At 67.7% G+C, this 17,653-nt stretch carries 15 protein-coding genes; 8 read left to right on the forward strand and 7 right to left on the reverse strand.

All coding sequences use genetic code 11. From position 1 onward, the window contains the following. Positions 1–38: 38 nt before the first annotated feature. The 4 genes from I6H87_RS12120 to I6H87_RS12135 all read right to left on the reverse strand — a co-directional run bounded on the left by I6H87_RS12120 (position 39) and on the right by I6H87_RS12135 (position 3,580). A complete protein-coding gene (locus tag I6H87_RS12120) occupies positions 39–845 on the reverse strand; it encodes a BPSS1780 family membrane protein (RefSeq protein ID WP_010813654.1) in 807 nt (268 codons plus the stop codon). Positions 846–850: 5 nt separating this feature from the next. Further along, on the reverse strand, positions 851–1,846 hold the full coding sequence (locus tag I6H87_RS12125) for a homoserine kinase (protein WP_010813653.1): 996 nt from the start codon (positions 1,844–1,846) through the stop codon (positions 851–853). Positions 1,847–1,977: 131 nt separating this feature from the next. Beyond that, the gene (locus I6H87_RS12130) at positions 1,978–2,412 is read right to left on the reverse strand and encodes a membrane protein (RefSeq protein ID WP_010813652.1); all 435 of its coding nucleotides are present in this window, start codon (positions 2,410–2,412) and stop codon (positions 1,978–1,980) included. 220 nt (positions 2,413–2,632) lie between these two features. After that, positions 2,633–3,580, reverse strand: coding sequence for an LOG family protein (locus tag I6H87_RS12135; protein WP_011615808.1), 948 nt, complete (start codon positions 3,578–3,580; stop codon positions 2,633–2,635). A gap of 4 nt (positions 3,581–3,584) precedes the next feature. Between I6H87_RS12135 and polA the strand changes: the two genes are divergently transcribed. The 4 genes from polA to I6H87_RS12155 all read left to right on the forward strand — a co-directional run bounded on the left by polA (position 3,585) and on the right by I6H87_RS12155 (position 9,933). Further along, positions 3,585–6,401, forward strand: a complete 2,817-nt coding sequence (gene polA, locus I6H87_RS12140) for a DNA polymerase I (protein ID WP_011615807.1) — start codon at positions 3,585–3,587, stop codon at positions 6,399–6,401. Positions 6,402–6,558: 157 nt separating this feature from the next. After that, positions 6,559–7,884 (forward strand): NAD(P)/FAD-dependent oxidoreductase, encoded by a 1,326-nt coding sequence (locus I6H87_RS12145; RefSeq protein WP_011615806.1) that lies wholly within the window; start codon positions 6,559–6,561, stop codon positions 7,882–7,884. A 158-nt stretch (positions 7,885–8,042) separates the two neighbouring features. Next, positions 8,043–8,921, forward strand: a complete 879-nt coding sequence (locus tag I6H87_RS12150) for a dienelactone hydrolase family protein (RefSeq protein WP_011615805.1) — start codon at positions 8,043–8,045, stop codon at positions 8,919–8,921. Between the two features lie 121 nt (positions 8,922–9,042). Further along, entirely contained in the window at positions 9,043–9,933 is an 891-nt protein-coding gene (locus I6H87_RS12155; RefSeq protein ID WP_011615804.1) for a ZIP family metal transporter, read from the forward strand. A 2-nt stretch (positions 9,934–9,935) separates the two neighbouring features. Here I6H87_RS12155 and I6H87_RS12160 read toward each other — a convergent pair whose 3' ends face one another. The 3 genes from I6H87_RS12160 to I6H87_RS12170 form a co-directional block, all read right to left on the reverse strand. Next, the gene (locus tag I6H87_RS12160) at positions 9,936–10,793 is read right to left on the reverse strand and encodes a sulfurtransferase (RefSeq protein WP_010813646.1); all 858 of its coding nucleotides are present in this window, start codon (positions 10,791–10,793) and stop codon (positions 9,936–9,938) included. A gap of 49 nt (positions 10,794–10,842) precedes the next feature. After that, on the reverse strand, positions 10,843–11,766 hold the full coding sequence (locus tag I6H87_RS12165; protein WP_010813645.1) for a DMT family transporter: 924 nt from the start codon (positions 11,764–11,766) through the stop codon (positions 10,843–10,845). A 212-nt stretch (positions 11,767–11,978) separates the two neighbouring features. Further along, complete coding sequence (locus tag I6H87_RS12170) at positions 11,979–13,082, reverse strand: aromatic ring-hydroxylating oxygenase subunit alpha (RefSeq protein ID WP_035815796.1); 1,104 nt, start codon at positions 13,080–13,082, stop codon at positions 11,979–11,981. 380 nt (positions 13,083–13,462) lie between these two features. On the opposite strand from I6H87_RS12170, the gene I6H87_RS12175 reads away from it, so the two are divergent. The 4 genes from I6H87_RS12175 (at position 13,463) to folE2 (ending at position 17,615) form a co-directional block, all read left to right on the forward strand. Next, positions 13,463–13,771, forward strand: a complete 309-nt coding sequence (locus I6H87_RS12175; protein WP_010813643.1) for an exodeoxyribonuclease VII small subunit — start codon at positions 13,463–13,465, stop codon at positions 13,769–13,771. Further along, positions 13,768–14,652 carry a polyprenyl synthetase family protein gene (locus I6H87_RS12180; RefSeq protein ID WP_010813642.1) on the forward strand — a complete coding sequence of 295 codons (885 nt, stop codon included), beginning with the start codon at positions 13,768–13,770 and terminating at the stop codon, positions 14,650–14,652. Before I6H87_RS12175 ends, I6H87_RS12180 begins: the two co-directional genes overlap by 4 nt. A 25-nt stretch (positions 14,653–14,677) precedes the next feature. Next, positions 14,678–16,594, forward strand: coding sequence for a 1-deoxy-D-xylulose-5-phosphate synthase (dxs, locus tag I6H87_RS12185; RefSeq protein WP_010813641.1), 1,917 nt, complete (start codon positions 14,678–14,680; stop codon positions 16,592–16,594). A 217-nt stretch (positions 16,595–16,811) separates the two neighbouring features. Further along, a complete protein-coding gene (gene folE2 / locus I6H87_RS12190) occupies positions 16,812–17,615 on the forward strand; it encodes a GTP cyclohydrolase FolE2 (RefSeq protein WP_010813640.1) in 804 nt (267 codons plus the stop codon). Positions 17,616–17,653 lie beyond the last annotated feature (38 nt).

Consider the following 17,653-nt stretch of genomic DNA (forward strand, 5'->3'; position numbering starts at 1 on the left):
GAGAGGGAGCACACGATCGCGCAGCGAGCGCCCGTTGTTCAGGCCCCGGGAGTTGCCGGCGCGGTCGGATCTACCCCCGGCGGCGTCACGTTGAAGCAGCCCCGGTACGTCGCATAGAACGAGCAGTACAGGATCGCCAGCATCAGCAGCGAATATGGCGTGACCAGGAACGACAGCACCGTCTCCGCGCCGAAGGCGCTGAACACCGCCTCCAGGAAGAACGGGATCGCCACCAGCAGCATCGCGAACAGCACCGCGTAGGTGAGGAAGGCGCCGCGGTTGCGCCAGCACGCGGTCCAGCTGAAGAACAGTGCCTTGACCGGCGGCACGCCGTGCCAGGCTGCCAGCAGCGGCGCGAACCAGAACATCATCGCGATCGGCGTGTACAGCAGCGCGCCGATCAGCATGGCGTAGTACAGCTGGCGCACCGCTTCGGCGGTCGGCGCTTCTTCCTTCAGCACGATCGGCACCAGCGCGCTCATGTCGACCACCGAGCCGGCGATCAGCCCCAGCATGAACACCAGCCCGGCGTAGATGCCGCCCAGCACCAGCAGGTTGCGCGTGGCTTCCTTGCCGTTGGCGCGGAAACCCGCCAGCAGCACGGTGGGCATCACCCGCTTGTTCTGGATCACGTCGCGGCATGCGGTCATCACGCCAACCGACAGGCCGGGGGTGACCACCAGCAGCGCGATGATGCCGATCAGCGGCACCACGATGGCCAGCTGCGCGGCGATCAGGTAGACGAACAGCAGCATCAGGAAGGTCAGCGGGTTCTTGCGGAACAGCCAGATGCCCTGGCGGAACCAGGTGTAGCCTTCCTTGGCAGGGACTTCCAGTAGTTGCATACGGATCAGATCCAGGGGAGCGGGGCGCTTGCAGGGTCCGCGCCGATGCGCCGGCGCAGGATGCGTTCGAAATGGGTCGGGTCGTGCGGTTGCAGCATGTCGGCCTCGCGCGGCAGGTAGAAGTCCCACAGTCGCGATACCCAGAAGCGCAGCGCACCCGCGCGCAGCATGTCCTGCCAGTGCGCGGCCTCGGTGGCGGTCAGCGGCCTCACGGCATGATAAGCCCGCAGCAGGGCCTGCGTGCGCGCGGGGTCGAGTTCGCCGCTGGCCAGGTCGATGCACCAGTCGTTGACGGTGACTGCCACATCGAACAGCCACTTGTCGTTGCCGGCGAAGTAGAAGTCGAAAAAGCCGCCCAGGCGGTGGCGTCCGCTGCCGTCTTCCTCGAACAGCGCGTTGTCGCGGAACAGGTCGCAGTGGCACGGGCCCGAGCCCAGGCCGGCGTAGTCCGTGCTGGCGAAGAAGGCGGCCTGGTGGGCGATCTCCTGCTGCAGCAGCGCGCGCTGGCCGGCATCCAGGAAGGGCAGGATCTCAGGCTCGGTCTGCCGCCACCAGGGCAGGCTGCGCAGGTTGGGCTGCTGGCGCGGATAGTCCTGGCCGGCCAGGTGCATGCGTGCCAGCATGTCGCCCACTTCAGCGCAGTGCTGCGCGTCGGGCGCCAGTTGCGATGCGCCCGGCAGGCGCGTGACGATGGTGGCGGGCTTGCCCTTGAGCGGGCGCAGGATCTCGCCGTCGCGTGCCGGGATCGGCGCGGGCACGCGGATGCCGCGCTCGGCCAGGTGCGCCATCAGGTGCAGGTAGTACGGCAGCTGCGCGAACGTGAGCCGCTCGAAAATGGTCAGCACATACTGGCGCGTCTGGCCATCGTGCTCCGTGGTGAGGAAGAAATTGCTGTTCTCGATGCCCGAGGCGATGCCGCGCAGCTCGCGCACTTCGCCAAGGTTGAAATCCAGCAGCCAGCGGGCGATCTCGTCCTGCGAGACCGTGGTGAATACGGCCATACTCGTTGTGTGAAGCGAATCGGAAAGCGGCGGGCACCGGTTCCGGACAAAGTCCGGGCCGCCGCCGCGGCATGACACTGCCGGAGGGCCGGCGCGGCCTGGGGCTTACGCCAGGCCGTGGGCAAGCGAACTCAGAACTTCAGGTTGACCGAAGGCACGCGGTTGACATCGTGCTCGCGGATCTTGGGCGAGCTGTCTTCCGGCTTGCTCATCTCGTATTTAGTGCCGAAACCCGACCTGACCTGGATATCGGTGGCCCGTCCCTTGTCGCGGTACTCGCGCACCTGGGTGCCATCGCGTTCATTGAGCTGGAAGCTCGGCTGGCGCGGCTGGTTCAGTTGCGACTTGGCCGTCGGGGCGATCGGCTGGTTGTTGATCTGGTTCAGCTCCTGCTGCGTCAGCGCATTGCTTTCCTGCGCGACGGCCCAGCCGGAAGCCAGCGCCAGCGCGGCGGCGGCCACGGCGGCGAGGCTGGACACGGACCGCCTGGCAGGCGATTCAGGCTCGCCGGCCACGGCGGAAGACCGCGTGGGCCGGACCGAGCGGGCGGTGGAGGGGGAGGTCATCAGGTGCTCCTGTGCGGGGCTGCGGCGCAGCTTGCGCGCAACCCCGCGGCATGCGGCGGTTGGACTGCAACCCGGCGGCGCCGGGCTTGGCAGACGGACAGGTTCCATTCTAGCAATTCCTGCCGTGCGCAGGCCGCTGCCGTGCCCCGGGGGGCACCTGCGCAACGGGCGCCGGGTGCCGGGTACGTGGCTTGGCGCCGCGCGCCCCGGCGTCCATGCCTTACAGGTAAAACATCTCTTCCTTGGGCGGAATCGGCTTGTCGCCGCCGCGCTGCTCGTAGTAGTCGTAGACCGCTTCCAGCACTTCGTGCGGTTCGTCGACGATCTTCATCAGGTCCAGGTCGTGCTCGGCGATCAGGCCCATCGGCAGCAGCGTGAAGCGGAACCAGTCCAGCAGGCCCTTCCAGAAGCGGCTGCCGAACATGATCACCGGCACCGAGCGCGACTTGCCGGTCTGCACCAGCGTCAGCACCTCGGCCAGCTCGTCGAGCGTGCCGAAGCCGCCCGGCATCACGATAAAGGCGTCCGAATTCTTGACGAAGGTGACCTTGCGCGTGAAGAAGTGGCGAAAGCGCATGGCAATGTCCTGGTACGGATTGCCCTGCTGCTCGTGCGGCAGTTCGATGTTCAGGCCGACGCTGGCGGACTTGCCGGCATGCGCGCCCTTGTTGGCCGCTTCCATGATGCCGGGGCCGCCGCCGGAGATCACGGCAAAGCCGGCGTCCGAAAACAGCCGGGCGATCTCGATGGTGCGCTGGTAGTACGGCGAATCCTCGCGCAGGCGCGCGCTGCCGTAGATCGACACGGCCGGGCGGATCTCGGAGAGGTACTCGGTGGCCTCGATGAACTCTGCCATAATCGTGAACATTTGCCACGAGGCGCGCGCCTTCTTTGCGGTAGCGCGGTCTTCGTCGGCCAGCGCACGCAGGCTGGGGATCATCTTGCGCGGATTGGCGCGCGCGGCCGCAGCAGCGGCCTTTTCAGCAGCAACTTCGGGCGGATTGCCCGCGGCAGCAGCATCGGCCGCCGCGGCGATGGCCGCGGCGTGCTCGGAAGCAGCCTCCGGCGGGGGTTGTACGGTATCGCCGGAAATGTCGGAAACATCCGGGTCAGCAAGGGGGGCGGTCGAGGCACCGCCTGCAGCGGCACCAGTCAATTTTGAGTCCATGGGAATGTCGGATAGTCCAAAAACACTCTTGCTCGTCGATGGATCGAGCTATCTGTATCGCGCTTATCACGCTCTGCCGGACCTGAGGAATGGGGAGGGTCTGCCCACAGGGGCAATCTACGGCATGATCAACATGCTGCGCAAGTTGCGCAACGACTACCCGGCAGAGTATAGCGCCTGCGTGTTCGACGCCAAGGGCAAGACCTTCCGCGACGACATGTATCCGGCCTACAAGGAACATCGCCCGTCGATGCCGGAAGACCTGGCGCGCCAGATCGAGCCGATCCATGAGGCCGTGCGCGCCATGGGCTGGCCGATCGTGGTGGTTGATGGCGTGGAGGCCGACGACGTGATCGGCACGCTGTCGCGCCAGGCCACGGAGCAGGGCGTGCGCACGGTGGTGTCCACCGGCGACAAGGACCTGGCGCAGCTGGTCAACGACCAGGTCACGCTGGTCAACACCATGAGCGGCGAGGTGCTCGATCCCCCTGGCGTGGTTGCCAAGTTCGGCGTGCCGCCCGAGCGCATCATCGACTACCTGTCGCTGATCGGTGATGCGGTCGACAACGTGCCGGGCGTGCCCAAGGTGGGCCCCAAGACCGCGGTCAAATGGCTGGCCGAGCATGGCTCGCTCGACGGCGTGATCGCCGCCGCCCCCGGCATCAAGGGCGTGGTCGGCGAGAACCTGCGCAATACGCTGGACTGGCTGCCGATGGCGCGCCAGCTGGTCACGGTCAAGACCGACTGCGACCTCTCCGCCGCGGTGGCGGACTTCCACGCGCTGCGCGAAACGGGCGAGGACAAGGACAAGCTGGTGGCGTTTTTCTCGCGCTACGGCTTCAAGACCTGGCTGCGCGAAGCGACCGGCGAAAGCCTGCCCGATGCCCGCGCCCAGGCCCGCGCCCGCGCGGCCGCCGCGCCGGCGCAAGGCGGCCTGTTCGATGTGCCGGCCACGGCCGGCGCAGCCGAGGCACCGGCAGCGGACCAGGCCGCGCCGACCGAGATCCGCTACGACACGGTCAGCACCGAAGCCCAGCTGGAAGACTGGATGCGGCGCATCGAGGCCGCGCCGCTGGTGGCCATCGACACCGAGACCACCTCGCTGGACCCGATGCAGGCGCAGCTGGTCGGCATCTCGCTGTCGGTCGAGCCGGGCGTAGCCTGCTATATCCCGGTGGCGCACCGTGGCCCGGACGTGGCCGGGCTGCCCGACCACGGCCAGCTGTCGCGCGAGTTCGTGCTGGGGCGCATGCGCGCATGGCTGGAAGATGCCAGCCGCCCGAAGCTGGGCCAGAACCTCAAGTACGACGTCCATGTCTTTGCCAACCATGGCGTGAAGCTGCGCGGCGTGGCGCACGACACCATGCTGCAGAGCTACGTGCTGGCCTCGCATCGCAACCATGGCATGGACAGCCTGGCCGAGCGCCTGCTGAGCCTGAAGACCATCACCTATGAAGAGGTGTGCGGCAAGGGCGCCAGCCAGATCGGCTTCGACCAGATCGACCTGGCGCGCGCCACCGAATACGCTGCCGAAGACGCTGACGTGACCCTGCGCCTGCACCGCAAGATGTTCCCGCAGGTGGAAGCCGCGGCGGGCCTGCGCCGCGTGTATGAAGAGATCGAGATGCCGGTCTCGGTGGTGCTGCAGAAGGTCGAGCGCAACGGCGTGCTGATCGATGCCGAACGCCTGGCCGCGCAGAGCGCCGAGCTGGGCCAGCGCATGCTGGCGCTGGAGCAGGCCGCCTACGAGGCCGCCGGCCAGCCCTTCAACCTGGGCTCGCCCAAGCAGATCGGCGAGATCCTGTTCAGCCAGATGAAGCTGCCGGTGGTGAAGAAGACCGCCAGCGGCGCGCCCTCGACCGACGAAGAGGTGCTGCAGAAGCTGGCCGAGGACTACCCGCTGCCCAAGCTTCTGCTGGACTACCGCGGCCTGGCCAAGCTCAAGTCCACCTATACCGACAAGCTGCCCAAGATGGTCAACCCGCAGACCGGCCGCGTGCACACCAGCTACGGCCAGGCCACCGCGGTGACCGGCCGGCTGGCGTCGACCGAGCCCAACCTGCAGAACATCCCGGTGCGCACCGAGGAGGGCCGCCGCATCCGCGAAGCCTTTATCGCCGAGCCCGGCAGCGTGATCGTGTCGGCCGACTACTCGCAGATCGAGCTGCGCATCATGGCCCATATCTCGGGCGACGAGAACCTGCTGCGCGCCTTTGCCAACGGCGAGGACATCCACCGCGCCACGGCCGGCGAGATCTTCGGCGTGGAGCGCGAGGCCGTCAGCAGCGAGCAGCGCCGCTACGCCAAGGTGATCAACTTCGGCCTGATCTACGGCATGAGCGCGTTCGGCCTGGCCGGCAACCTGGGTATCGAGCGCGAGGCCGCAAAGCACTACATCGACCGTTATTTCATGCGCTACCCGGGCGTGGCCCACTACATGGAAGAGACCCGGCAGACCGCGCGCGAGCAAGGCTATGTCGAGACCGTGTTCGGCCGCCGGCTGTGGCTGCCCGACATCAACGGCGGCAGCGGCCCGCGCCGGCAGGCCGCCGAGCGCGCCGCCATCAACGCGCCGATGCAGGGCACCGCCGCCGACCTGATCAAGCTGTCGATGATCGCGGTGCAGGGCTGGCTGGAGCGCGACGGGCTGCAGACGCGCCAGATCATGCAGGTGCACGATGAACTGGTGCTGGAGGTGCCGGAGCATGAGCTGGAGCTGGTCAAGGTGCGGCTGCCGGAGCTGATGTGCTCGGTGGCGCAGCTGCGCGTGCCGCTGGTGGCCGAAGTGGGCAGCGGCGCCAACTGGGAAGAAGCGCACTGACGAGGCCGCCTGTCAGCCAGCCTGCGCCGCCCATGCGTTGTGGTATCGAATGAAGCGACTGCCGAGTCAGGCTTACCGGCTTGCCAGTTATGCTGCAATGCAGCAGACTGTGGCAAACGCCTCAGGCAAGAATTTACAAAAACGCATCAGGTAGACCATGACAGAAACAAGGACGCCTCGCATCGTTGTCGTCGGTGGGGGAGCAGGGGGGCTGGAACTGGTAACGAAGCTGGGCGACAAGCTCGGCCGCAAGGGGCAGGCGCAGGTGGTGCTGGTGGACCGCCTGCCCACCCACATCTGGAAGCCGCTGCTGCATGAAGTGGCAGCCGGCAGCATGGACCCCAACACGCACCAGCTGGAATACGCGGCGCAGGCGCGCTGGCATCACTTCGAGTTCCAGCTGGGCGAGCTGACCGGCATCGACCGCATCCGCAAGACCATCTCGGTGTCGGCCAGCTTCGACGAGGACGGCGCCGAACTGCTGCCGGCGCGCGAGCTGCCCTATGACACGCTGGTGCTGGCGATCGGCTGCGTCACGCATTTCTTCGGCGTGCCCGGCGCGGCCGAGAATGCCATCGCACTGGACGTCGTGGCGCAGGCCGAGCGCTTCCGCAAGCGCCTGATCGCGGCCTGCGTGCGGGCCCAGAACTGGCGCGGGCGCGTGGGCGCGGACGGCCGGCCGCGCGTTGACGTGGCCATCATTGGCGCGGGCGCCACCGGCGTGGAGCTGTCGGCCGAACTGCGCAACACCGCGCACGTGCTCAGCGCCTACGGCCTGCACCAGCTTGATCCGCGCCGCGATGTGCATATCCACGTGATCGAGGCCGGCCCGCGCATCCTGCCGGCGCTGTCCGAGCGGGTCTCGGTCGAGACCGCCAAGCTGCTGAAGAAGCTCGACGTCGATGTCCTGACCAGCGAGCGCGTGACCGAGGTCACGCCGCAGGCGGTGCTGACCGCCAGCGGCAAGCATATCGATGCCGACCTGACAGTATGGGCGGCGGGCATCACCGCGCCGCCGGTGCTGGCCACACTGGGGCTGCCGGTCAGCCGCCAGGGCCAGATCGTGGTCGGCCCGACGCTGCAGAGCGAGGGCGACCCGGACATCTTCGCCTTCGGCGACTGCGCCAGCTGCCCGTGGGCCGAGAAGCAGACCACGGTGCCGCCGCGCGCACAGGCCGCGCACCAGCAGGCCACCTTCCTCTACAGCGCGCTGCGCGCGCGGCTGGACGGGCGCCCGCTGCCGTCGTTCGCCTTCAAGGATCTCGGCTCGCTGGTGTCGCTGGGGCATTTCAGCGCAGTGGGCAGCCTGATGGGCGGGCTGATCGGCGGCTCGATGTTCATCGAAGGGCTGATGGCGCGCGTCATGTACACGTCGCTGTACCGGATGCATGTGATGGCGTTGCACGGCGCCGTGGGCATGGCGCTGGACACGGTTTCGCACTGGCTGCGCCGCAAGACCAGCCCGCGCGTCAAGCTGCACTGACGCGCGCCGGGCCGGGGCTTCCCGCGCTGCACCATGCCGCGCGGGCCGGTGGCGTGCGGGGGTGGCTGCAAGGCCGCCCCATGTTTTCTCCATGTCTGCTTAAAATCTGCCGCTGGCGCCGCATCCCGGCCCAGCCACCAACGATCCTGGAGACACGCATGCTCAAACCGGAAGTGGATAGCCTCGTCCCCGGCCAGACGTTCGACCGCCGCGGCTTTGTCAAGACGGCGCTGGGTTCCGCCTTTGCGGCGGCCGCGCTGCCGGTGATGGCCCAGCAGGCCATCAAGACCGACTTTGCCGGCCTGAGCGCCGGCGAGGTCACCATCCCCTCGGGCGGCTTCAGCATGCCGGCCTACCGCGCCCAGCCCGAAGGCAAGAAGAACCTGCCGGTGGTGCTGGTGGTCAGCGAGATCTTCGGCGTGCACGAGCATATCGCCGACGTGTGCCGGCGCTTTGCCAAGCTGGGCTACCTGGCGATCGGGCCGGAACTGTTCGCGCGCCAGGGCGATCCGCAGAGCTTCGGCACCATCCAGGAGCTGCAGCGCGAGGTGATTGCCAAGGTGCCTGACGCGCAGGTGATGGGCGACCTGGACGCCGCGGTGGCCTGGGCCGGTGCCAACGGCGGCGACGTGTCGCGCCTGGCCATCACCGGCTTCTGCTGGGGCGGGCGCATGACCTGGCTCTATGCAGCGCACAGCAAGCGCCTGAAGGCCGGCGTGGCCTGGTATGGCCAGCTGGCGCCCGAGCCGACCCCGCTCAAGCCGAAGAATCCCATCGACCTGGTCGGCCAGCTCCATGCCCCGGTACTCGGCCTGTATGGCGGCAAGGACACCGGCATCCCGCAGGAGCAGGTGGAGAGGATGAAGTCCGCGCTGGCGGCGTCGTCCGACCCGGACGCCAAGGCCTCGCGCTTTATCGTCTACCCCGAGTCCGGCCATGCCTTCCATGCCGATTACCGGCCCAGCTACCGTGAAGCCGATGCCAGGGATGGCTGGCAGAAGTGCCTGGACTGGTTCAGGCAGCACGGCGTGTCCTGATCCGGCCGTCCCGGCGCCGCGAGGCGCCTCTCGCCCGACAGCAGGATTGCAAAGTCCCGGCGGATACGTACAATGCGGCCTTTGAGTTATTGCAACATTGTTGCGTTAGCCGCCCGGCGCGATGCGGGCGGAACGGCGGGGCCGCCCGGTACCGCCACCCCGGGAGCCCATCATCCATTCGACGCTTTTGTATATCCTGCTCGCCGCCACGATCTCGGGGGTGGGCAGCATCTTCGGGGCGGCGCTGCTGTCGCTGACGGTGGCGTCCCGCGTGGTCGAGCGCATGGTGAGCTTTTCAGTGGGCGTGCTGCTGGCCACCGCGCTGCTGCATTCGCTGCCCGAGGCGTTCGAGTCCGGCGCCGACCCGCGCGCGCTGTTCGGCACGCTGCTGGCGGGGCTGCTCGGCTTCTTCCTGCTGGAAAAGATCTCGCTGCTGCGTCACTCGCACCACCACGAGGGCGACGGGCACCACCACCACCACGGCCATGACCGCGAGGAAGCGGGGCGCAGCGGCCTGACCATCCTGGTCGGCGACACCTTCCACAATTTTGCCGACGGCATCGTGATCGCGGCGGCCTTCCTGGCCGATCCGCATATCGGCGTGGTCACCGCGCTGGCGATCGCGGCGCACGAGATCCCGCAGGAAGTCGGCGACTTCATCGTGCTGCTCAATGCCGGCTTCTCCAAGGCCCGTGCCTTTGCCTTCAACCTGCTGTCGAGCCTGGCGGCCATCGCCGGCGGCGTGGTCGGGTATTTCCTGCTCGACCAGCTGAGCGGCTGGATTCCGTACGTGCTGGTGATTGCCGCCAGCAGCTTCCTCTATATCGCGGTCAGCGACCTGATGCCCCAGATGCAGCGCAAGCCGCGCTGGCGCGAGTCGGCGATCCAGGTGGTGCTGGTGGCCGCGGGCATCTCGGCGATCGTCTTCATCACCAACGGCGTGCACGAGAGCCACAGCCACGGCGGGCACGGCCATATTGCGCCCGCCGCGCCCATTGCCTCGTCACGCTGACTTCAGGCGGCCCCGGTAGCGACCGGGCGCGCCGGATCGGCGCACCATTCGCTCCATGATCCCGGGTACAGCGCCGCGCCGCCCAGGCCGGCCGCTTCCAGCGCCAGCAGGTTGTGGCAGGCCGTGACACCGGAGCCGCACTGCATCACTGCCTGCGCCGGGGCGCGCGCACCCAGCACTGCGCCGAATTCCGCGCGCAGGGTCTCGGCCGGCTTGAAGCGGCCGTCCGCGCCCAGGTTGTCCTTGAAGAAGCGGTTGACCGCGCCGGGGATATGGCCGCCAACCGGGTCCAGCGTCTCGTTCTCGCCGCGGAAGCGGTCGGGCGCGCGCGCATCCACCACCAGCAGCGAGGCGCGCTCGAGGTTGTCCACCAGCGCGGCGGCGTCGACGGTCGGCGCCAGCGACTTGCGGCGTTGGAACTTGCCGGGCAATTCCGGCTCTTCCGTGGCATCGTGTTCGAGCGGCAGGCCGGCCTTGACCCAGGCGTCCTTGCCGCCGTCGAGCACGGCCACGGCATCGTGGCCGAGCCAGCGCAACAGCCACCACAGCCGCGCGGCGAACATGCCGCCCTGCGCATCGTAGGCCACTACCGGGGTGTCGTCGTCCACGCCCAGCGCCTGCAGGCGCGCCACCAGGTCGTCGGCGTCGGGCAGGGGGTGGCGGCCGTTGCTGCCGGTCTTGGGGCCGGACAGCTCGTTGTCCAGGTGCAGGTAGAAGGCGCCGGGCAGGTGGCCGGTGCGGTAGGCCTCGCGGCCGGCGGCCGGGTCGGCCAGGTCGAAGCTGCAGTCGATCACGACGCAGCCGCCGGGGGTGGCCAGCAGCGATTGCAGCGCGGTGACGGAAATCAGCGGTTTCTGCATGGGAATCCTGTTGCGATCGATGGAAAGGGGTCTAGTTCACCAGGGGATGCTACACCTCGGGATGGACTTCCGCCTCCGGCGACTTGACCGGCGTGGCCGGCGTGGGCTTGGCATCGGTGCCCTGGCGCGCGCGCATCAGCGTGGTGGCGATGCCGCTGGCGATGATCAGCCCCATGCCCAGCCACGACAGCCAGTTCAGCCGGTCGGACCAGATCAGCATGCCCCACACGCTGGAAAAGACGATGCCGGCGTATTGCAGGTTGGCGGTCAGCAGCGTGTTGCCGCGCTTGTAGGCGCGCGTCATCGCGGTCTGGCCCAGCGTGGCCAGGATGCCGATGGCCAGCAGCAGGCCGGCGCCGTACCAGGTATGCGCGCTGACGCCGCCCAGCAGCATCCACACCAGCCCGGCGATCATGCCGACCAGCGAGAAATAGAACACGATGCGGCCCTCGGGCTCGCCCAGCTGGCCGAGCTGGCGCACCTCGACATAGGCCAGCGCCGTGAACATGCCCGAGATCAGTCCGACCAGGCCGCCGGTCAGCTGGTCCTTGCCGACCGAAGGCTGCAGCAGGCAGATCACGCCGGCAAAGGACAGCAGGATCGCCAGCACCAGGCGCCGGTCGGCATTGCCGCCGGTGCCGGCCAGCGCCGCGCCGGCGCCCAGGATCAGCGCGATCCACACCGGCGACATGTAGTTCAGCGTCATCGCGGTGGCCAGCGGCAGCAGCGAGATCGAGGTGAACCACAGCATCAGCGCGGTCACGCCGAACACGCTGCGCTTGATGTGCGACAGCATGTAGGGCGTGCGCACCGGGATCCCGCGCGAGGACAGCAGCACCCACATGATGACCACGCTGATCAGGCCGCGGTAGAAGACGATCTCGCCGGTGGTGTAGAGATCGGATGCCAGCTTGACGCCAACCCCCATCAACGAGAAGGCGAAGGCGGCGAACAGCATCCAGAGCGATTGCATGGCGAGGGGCGCGGTGAAGCGAAACGAAGCGGGAAGGAGAGGCGTCCGGCGCGCGGGCGGGCTTCGTGTCCGGCCTCGCGTCGCGCAAGCGGTGTGGCTGCCGGCACCGGACAATGATTCTAGCAGCGCACTTCGCGTCCCAAAGGAAAACGGACCGCCAGGGGCGGTCCGTTCTTGCGTGCGTTGTGCGGTTATCGCACTAGTCCGCCGGACTAGCCGGCGTAAGCCATGGCGCGGCGATACCACTCATGGAAATGCTGCATGCCGTCTTCCATCGGCGACTGGTACGGCCCGACTTCGCTGGTGCCGCGCTTGAGCAGCGCCAGCCGGCCGGCATCCATGCGTTCGGCGATCTCGTCGTCCTCGATGCAGGTTTCCATGTAGGCGGCGCGCTCGGCCTCGACGAACTCGCGCTCGAACAGCGCGATTTCCTCGGGGTAGTAGAACTCCACCACATTGCGCGTCTTGCGCGGGCCGACCGGGTGCAGCGTCGAGATCACCAGCACGTTGGGGTACCACTCCACCATGATGTTGGGGTAGTAGGTCAGCCAGATCGCGCCGTGCTTGGGCAGCACGCCGTCGTTGAAGCGCAGCACCGCGTCGTGCCATTTCTGGTAGGTCGGGCTGCCGGGGCGCTTCAGGCCGGCATGCAGGCCCACGGTCTGCACGCTGTGCCACTCGCCGAACTCCCACTTGAGGTCGTCGCACGAGACGAAGCTGCCCAGCCCCGGGTGGAACGGCACCACGTGGTAGTCCTCCAGGTAGACCTCGATAAAGGTCTTCCAGTTGTAGTCGCACTCGTGCACCTCGACGTGGTCCAGCATGTAGCCGTCGAAGTTCAGGTCCTGGGCCACGCCCAGCCTGGCCAGGTCGGCGCGCACGTCGCGCTTGCCGTCGAACAGCAGCCCGTTCCAGTTCTGCAGCGGCGAGCGCTTCAGGTGCAGGCAGGGTTGCTTGTCGAAATGCGGCGCGCCGAGCAGCTCGCCCTTCAGGTCGTAGGTCCAGCGGTGCAGGGGGCAGACGATGTTCTGCGCATTGCCGCGGCCGTTGAGCATGATGGCCTGGCGGTGGCGGCAGACGTTGGACATCAGTTCGATGCCGGCGGCGTTGCGTACCAGCATGCGGCCTTCGTCCTCTGCCCTGAGCGTGTGGTAGTCGCCGACTTCCGGAACCATCAGCTCGTGGCCGATATAGCCCGGGCCATTCCTGAACAGCAGTTCGAGTTCTTGTTGATGCAGCGCTTCGTCGAAATAGACGCCGACGGGCAGTTGCGAATCAGCCGGCGCCAGGTTGAGCGCGGTGCTGAGATTGGACATTATCCCCACTCCCAGATGAACAGGTGAAAGCAGTGAACAACCCAACCATCGAAAATTGAATCGATTTGGGAAAGACTTCCGCCAGGTCGGCAAGGTCCGGTAGCCCCCTGGCGGCGAGGGGGAGATTGTACCCGACCCAAAAAGTTAAGGGACTGATTTTTTTGCCTTTTTAGCGAAAAAGTCGACCCGGGTCGTCATCGGGGTGCCGTACCGGGCGCATTCGGAAAGACGACCCGAGCGCACAAGTCACTTCTGTGGTTTGTGCACCCCGATAGGTCCACGCCGACCGTGCGCAAGGATGGGGCAAGCTCCCGCTTTGGCGTAAAATCCGGGCTTCCCCATCCGGGTTTCCCCCGGGGTCCTTGATTCCAGGTCCTGATATGCCAAAAACGACGACCGCTCCGGTCCAGACCGACAACACCGCCGACACCAGCGCATCGGCGCCGCCCGCTTCCTACGAAGCGGCGATGGCCGAGCTGGAAACGCTGGTGGCCAGCATGGAAAGCGGCGAACTGCCGCTGGAGGCATCGCTGGCGGCCTACCGCCGCGGCGCCGAGCTGGTGCGCTACTGCCAGCAGAAGCTGGAGCGGGTCGAGCAGCAGGTCCGCGTGCTGGAAGGTGACGTGCTCAAGCCGCTGGCCGGCGAGGGCAATGGCGCCAACGGTGCACTGGGGGCGGACGAGGCATGAGTGACTTTGCCCAATGGATGCAGGCCCAGGGCGCCCGTACCGAGGCCGCCCTGCAGGCGGCGCTGCCCGCTGCCGAGACCGTGCCGCATACGCTGCACGAAGCCATGCGCTATGCTGCACTGAGCGGCGGCAAGCGCGTGCGGCCGCTGCTGGTGCATGCCGCCGGCGAGGTCAGCGGGGCGGCTCCGGCCGCCTGCGACGCGGCGGCCTGTGCGGTGGAGATGATCCACGCCTATTCGCTGGTGCACGACGACATGCCCTGCATGGACGACGACGACCTGCGCCGCGGCCGGCCCACCGTGCACAAGGCCTATGACGAGGCCACCGCATTGCTGGTTGGCGACGCGCTGCAGACCCAGGCCTTTATCGTGCTGGCCGGTGCCGGGGCGATCGCGCCCGCGGCGCGGCTGCAGCTGGTGGCCGAGCTGGCGCTGGCGTCGGGCTCGACCGGAATGGCCGGCGGCCAGGCGATCGACCTGCAGAACGTGGGCCGCGCCATGACGCGCGAGGCGCTCGAGGCCATGCATCGCATGAAGACCGGCGCGCTGTTGCGCGCCAGTGTGCGCATGGGTGCGCTATGTGGTGAAATCGACGCCGAGGGCCTGGCCGCGCTGGATCGCTATGCGGCGGCAGTGGGATTGGCGTTCCAGGTGGTTGACGATATTCTGGACGTCACTGCCGATACCGCCACGCTGGGCAAGACCGCCGGCAAGGACGCCGCCCATGACAAGCCGACCTATGTGTCGCTGATGGGGCTTGACCCGGCACGCGCACTGGCCGGGACGCTGCGCGCCGACGCACACGAGGCGCTGGCCGGCTTTGGCGAGCGCGCGGACCGCCTGCGGGACCTGGCGGACCTGATCGTGCTGCGCACACACTAAACAGAGAGCCGGCCGAACGGACATCATGACCTACGCACTCCTCAACAAGATTGACGCCCCCGCAGACCTGCGCAAGCTCGACCGGCGTGAGCTCCGGACCCTGGCGGACGAACTGCGCGCCTATGTGCTGGAGTCGGTCTCGCAGACCGGCGGCCACCTGTCGTCCAACTTGGGCACGGTCGAGCTGACCATCGCGCTGCACTACGTCTTCAACACCCCGGACGACCGGCTGGTGTGGGACGTGGGCCACCAGAGCTACCCGCACAAGATCCTGACCGGACGCCGCGAGCGCATGGGCACGCTGCGCCAGTGGGGCGGCATCTCTGGCTTCCCGCGCCGCAGCGAGAGCGAATACGACACCTTCGGCACGGCGCATTCGTCGACCTCGATCTCGGCCGCGCTGGGCATGGCGCTCGGTGCGCGCACGCTGGGCGAGAAGCGCGTCTCGGTGGCGGTGATCGGCGACGGCGCCATGACCGCGGGCATGGCCTTCGAGGCCCTGAACAACGCCGGCGTCTACAAGGACCTGCCGCTGGTGGTGGTGCTCAACGACAACGACATGTCGATCTCGCCGCCGGTGGGCGCGCTCAACCGCCACCTGGCGCGGCTCTTGAGCGGCCAGTTCTACGCGGCCACCAAGAAGGGCATCGAGAAGGTCCTGTCGGTGGCGCCGCCGGTGCTGGAGTTCGCCAAGCGCTTCGAGGAACATGCCAAGGGCATGATGGTGCCGGCCACGCTGTTCGAGGAATTCGGCTTCAACTACATCGGCCCGATCGACGGCCACGACCTGAACTCGCTGGTGCCGACGCTGCAGAATATCCGCGAGCGCGCGCTCGAGGGCGCCGGCCCGCAGTTCCTGCACGTGGTGACCAAGAAGGGCCAGGGCTACAAGCTGGCCGAGGCCGACCCGATCCTCTACCACGGCCCGGGCAAATTCAACCCGGCCGAGGGCATCCGCCCGGCGGCCAAGCCAGCGCGCAAGACCTACACGCAGGTGTTCGGCGACTGGCTGTGCGACATGGCCGCAGCCGACAAGCGCCTGGTCGGCATTACGCCGGCGATGCGCGAGGGCTCGGGCATGGTCGAGTTCGAGCGGCGCTTCCCGGACCGCTACTACGACGTGGGCATCGCCGAGCAGCACGCCGTGACCTTTGCCGGCGGCCTGGCCTGCGAGGGTCTCAAGCCGGTGGTGGCGATCTACTCGACCTTCCTGCAGCGCGGCTACGACCAGCTGATCCACGACGTGGCGCTGCAGAACCTGCCGGTGGTGTTCGCGCTGGACCGTGCCGGCCTGGTCGGCGCCGACGGCGCCACGCACGCGGGTGCCTACGATATCGCCTACCTGCGCTGCATCCCCAACATGATGGTGATGACGCCGTCCGACGAGAACGAGTGCCGTCAGCTGCTGACCACGGCGTTCCACCAGGCGTGCCCGAGCGCCGTGCGCTATCCGCGCGGCTCCGGCCCGGGCGCGGCCATTGCCGCCGAGCTCACCACTGTGCCGGTCGGCAAGGGCGTGATGCGCCGCGAGGGAGGTGCGCGCGCGGGGCATCGCGTGGGCTTCCTGGCGTTCGGCTCGATGGTGCACCCGGCCCTGGGTGCCGCCGAGGCGCTGGATGCCGCGGTCGCCGACATGCGTTTCGTCAAGCCGCTCGACGTGGAGCTGGTCAAGCGCCTGGCCGCGGAGAACGACTACCTGGTGACCGTGGAAGAGGGCAGCGTGATGGGCGGCGCCGGCAGCGCCGTGCTGGAGGCACTGGCCGAGGCCGGCATCGACAAGCCGGTGCTGACGCTGGGCCTGCCCGACCGCTTCGTCGACCACGGCGACCCGGCCTATCTGCTGCAGCAATGCGGCCTGGATGCGGCCGGCATCGAGCGCTCGGTGCGCGAGCGCTTCGGGCTGGACCAGCCCAAGGTCACGGTCGCCTCGCGCGTGGCCTGATCACCTGCTGTCCCGAAGGGGATTCGGCCCTCGCACCACGAGTGCGTCCGAATTCCCTTAAACTCCCCTTTTTTGTGTTCGCAGCTGCGGGCCGGCGTGCCACTTGCCGGATCCCGTGGTTTCACACTCGTTGCGCGGCATGGATGGACTGCGAAATTGCCGCGACCGTAAGGGCTCGTGCCGTCCCCCTTGGGCGCGACCCTGGAGGAAACCGTAGATGAATGACATCAATCCCGCCTTCGTCATGCCCGACGTCCAGTCGAGCCCCGACACCCGCCAGATCCCCATCCAGCGTGTCGGTGTCAAAGGCGTGCGTTACCCCGTGACCCTGAAGACCCCGGCCGGCATCATGCCGAGCGTGGGCACCTTCAATCTCGACGTGCACCTGCCGGCGGACCAGAAGGGCACGCATATGTCGCGCTTCGTCGCGCTGCTGGAAGAAGAGCGCGCACCGCTGGAGCTGTCCAGCTTCCGGCTGATGCTGGACAAGATGCTGGAAAAGCTGGAAGCCGAGGCCGGCCGCATCGAGGTCACCTTCCCGTACTTCATCAGCAAGACCGCGCCTGTGTCGGGCGTGGAGTCGCTGCTGGACTACGAGGTCACGCTGACCGGCGAAGTGCGCGACGGCGCCGCGCGCGTGTTCCTGAAGGCGCTGGTGCCGGTGACCAGCCTGTGCCCGTGCTCGAAGAAGATCTCGCAGTACGGCGCGCACAACCAGCGTTCGCATATCACCATGAACGTGGAACTGGCCGGCGAGCTGCCGGTGGAAGCGCTGGTGCGCATGGCCGAGGAAGAGGCCTCGTGCGAGCTGTGGGGCCTGCTCAAGCGCCCCGACGAGAAGTTCGTCACCGAGCGCGCCTATGAGAACCCCAAGTTCGTCGAGGACCTGGTGCGCGATATCGCCATGCGCCTGAATGCGGATGATCGCATCGTGGCCTATGTGCTGGAGGCGGAGAACTTTGAGTCGATCCACAACCACAGCGCGTATGCGGTGATCGAGCGGGACAAGCGGGTCGACTGACCGCGTTGTCGCTGCAATAGAAATAGCCACCGCATGCG

Origin of the sequence: Cupriavidus necator, assembly GCF_016127575.1 — a bacterium.
In the GTDB taxonomy this organism is placed as follows: domain Bacteria; phylum Pseudomonadota; class Gammaproteobacteria; order Burkholderiales; family Burkholderiaceae; genus Cupriavidus; species Cupriavidus necator_D.

Coding starts and splice junctions, on each gene's coding strand:
- I6H87_RS12120 (WP_010813654.1), bottom strand. CDS start 845: ATGCAACTACTGGAAGTCCCTGCCAAGGAAGGCTACACCTGGTTCCGC.
- I6H87_RS12125 (WP_010813653.1), bottom strand. CDS start 1,846: ATGGCCGTATTCACCACGGTCTCGCAGGACGAGATCGCCCGCTGGCTG.
- I6H87_RS12130 (WP_010813652.1), bottom strand. CDS start 2,412: ATGACCTCCCCCTCCACCGCCCGCTCGGTCCGGCCCACGCGGTCTTCC.
- I6H87_RS12135 (WP_011615808.1), bottom strand. CDS start 3,580: ATGGACTCAAAATTGACTGGTGCCGCTGCAGGCGGTGCCTCGACCGCC.
- polA (WP_011615807.1), top strand. CDS start 3,585: ATGTCGGATAGTCCAAAAACACTCTTGCTCGTCGATGGATCGAGCTAT.
- I6H87_RS12145 (WP_011615806.1), top strand. CDS start 6,559: ATGACAGAAACAAGGACGCCTCGCATCGTTGTCGTCGGTGGGGGAGCA.
- I6H87_RS12150 (WP_011615805.1), top strand. CDS start 8,043: ATGCTCAAACCGGAAGTGGATAGCCTCGTCCCCGGCCAGACGTTCGAC.
- I6H87_RS12155 (WP_011615804.1), top strand. CDS start 9,043: ATGCGGGCGGAACGGCGGGGCCGCCCGGTACCGCCACCCCGGGAGCCC.
- I6H87_RS12160 (WP_010813646.1), bottom strand. CDS start 10,793: ATGCAGAAACCGCTGATTTCCGTCACCGCGCTGCAATCGCTGCTGGCC.
- I6H87_RS12165 (WP_010813645.1), bottom strand. CDS start 11,766: ATGCAATCGCTCTGGATGCTGTTCGCCGCCTTCGCCTTCTCGTTGATG.
- I6H87_RS12170 (WP_035815796.1), bottom strand. CDS start 13,082: ATGTCCAATCTCAGCACCGCGCTCAACCTGGCGCCGGCTGATTCGCAA.
- I6H87_RS12175 (WP_010813643.1), top strand. CDS start 13,463: ATGCCAAAAACGACGACCGCTCCGGTCCAGACCGACAACACCGCCGAC.
- I6H87_RS12180 (WP_010813642.1), top strand. CDS start 13,768: ATGAGTGACTTTGCCCAATGGATGCAGGCCCAGGGCGCCCGTACCGAG.
- dxs (WP_010813641.1), top strand. CDS start 14,678: ATGACCTACGCACTCCTCAACAAGATTGACGCCCCCGCAGACCTGCGC.
- folE2 (WP_010813640.1), top strand. CDS start 16,812: ATGAATGACATCAATCCCGCCTTCGTCATGCCCGACGTCCAGTCGAGC.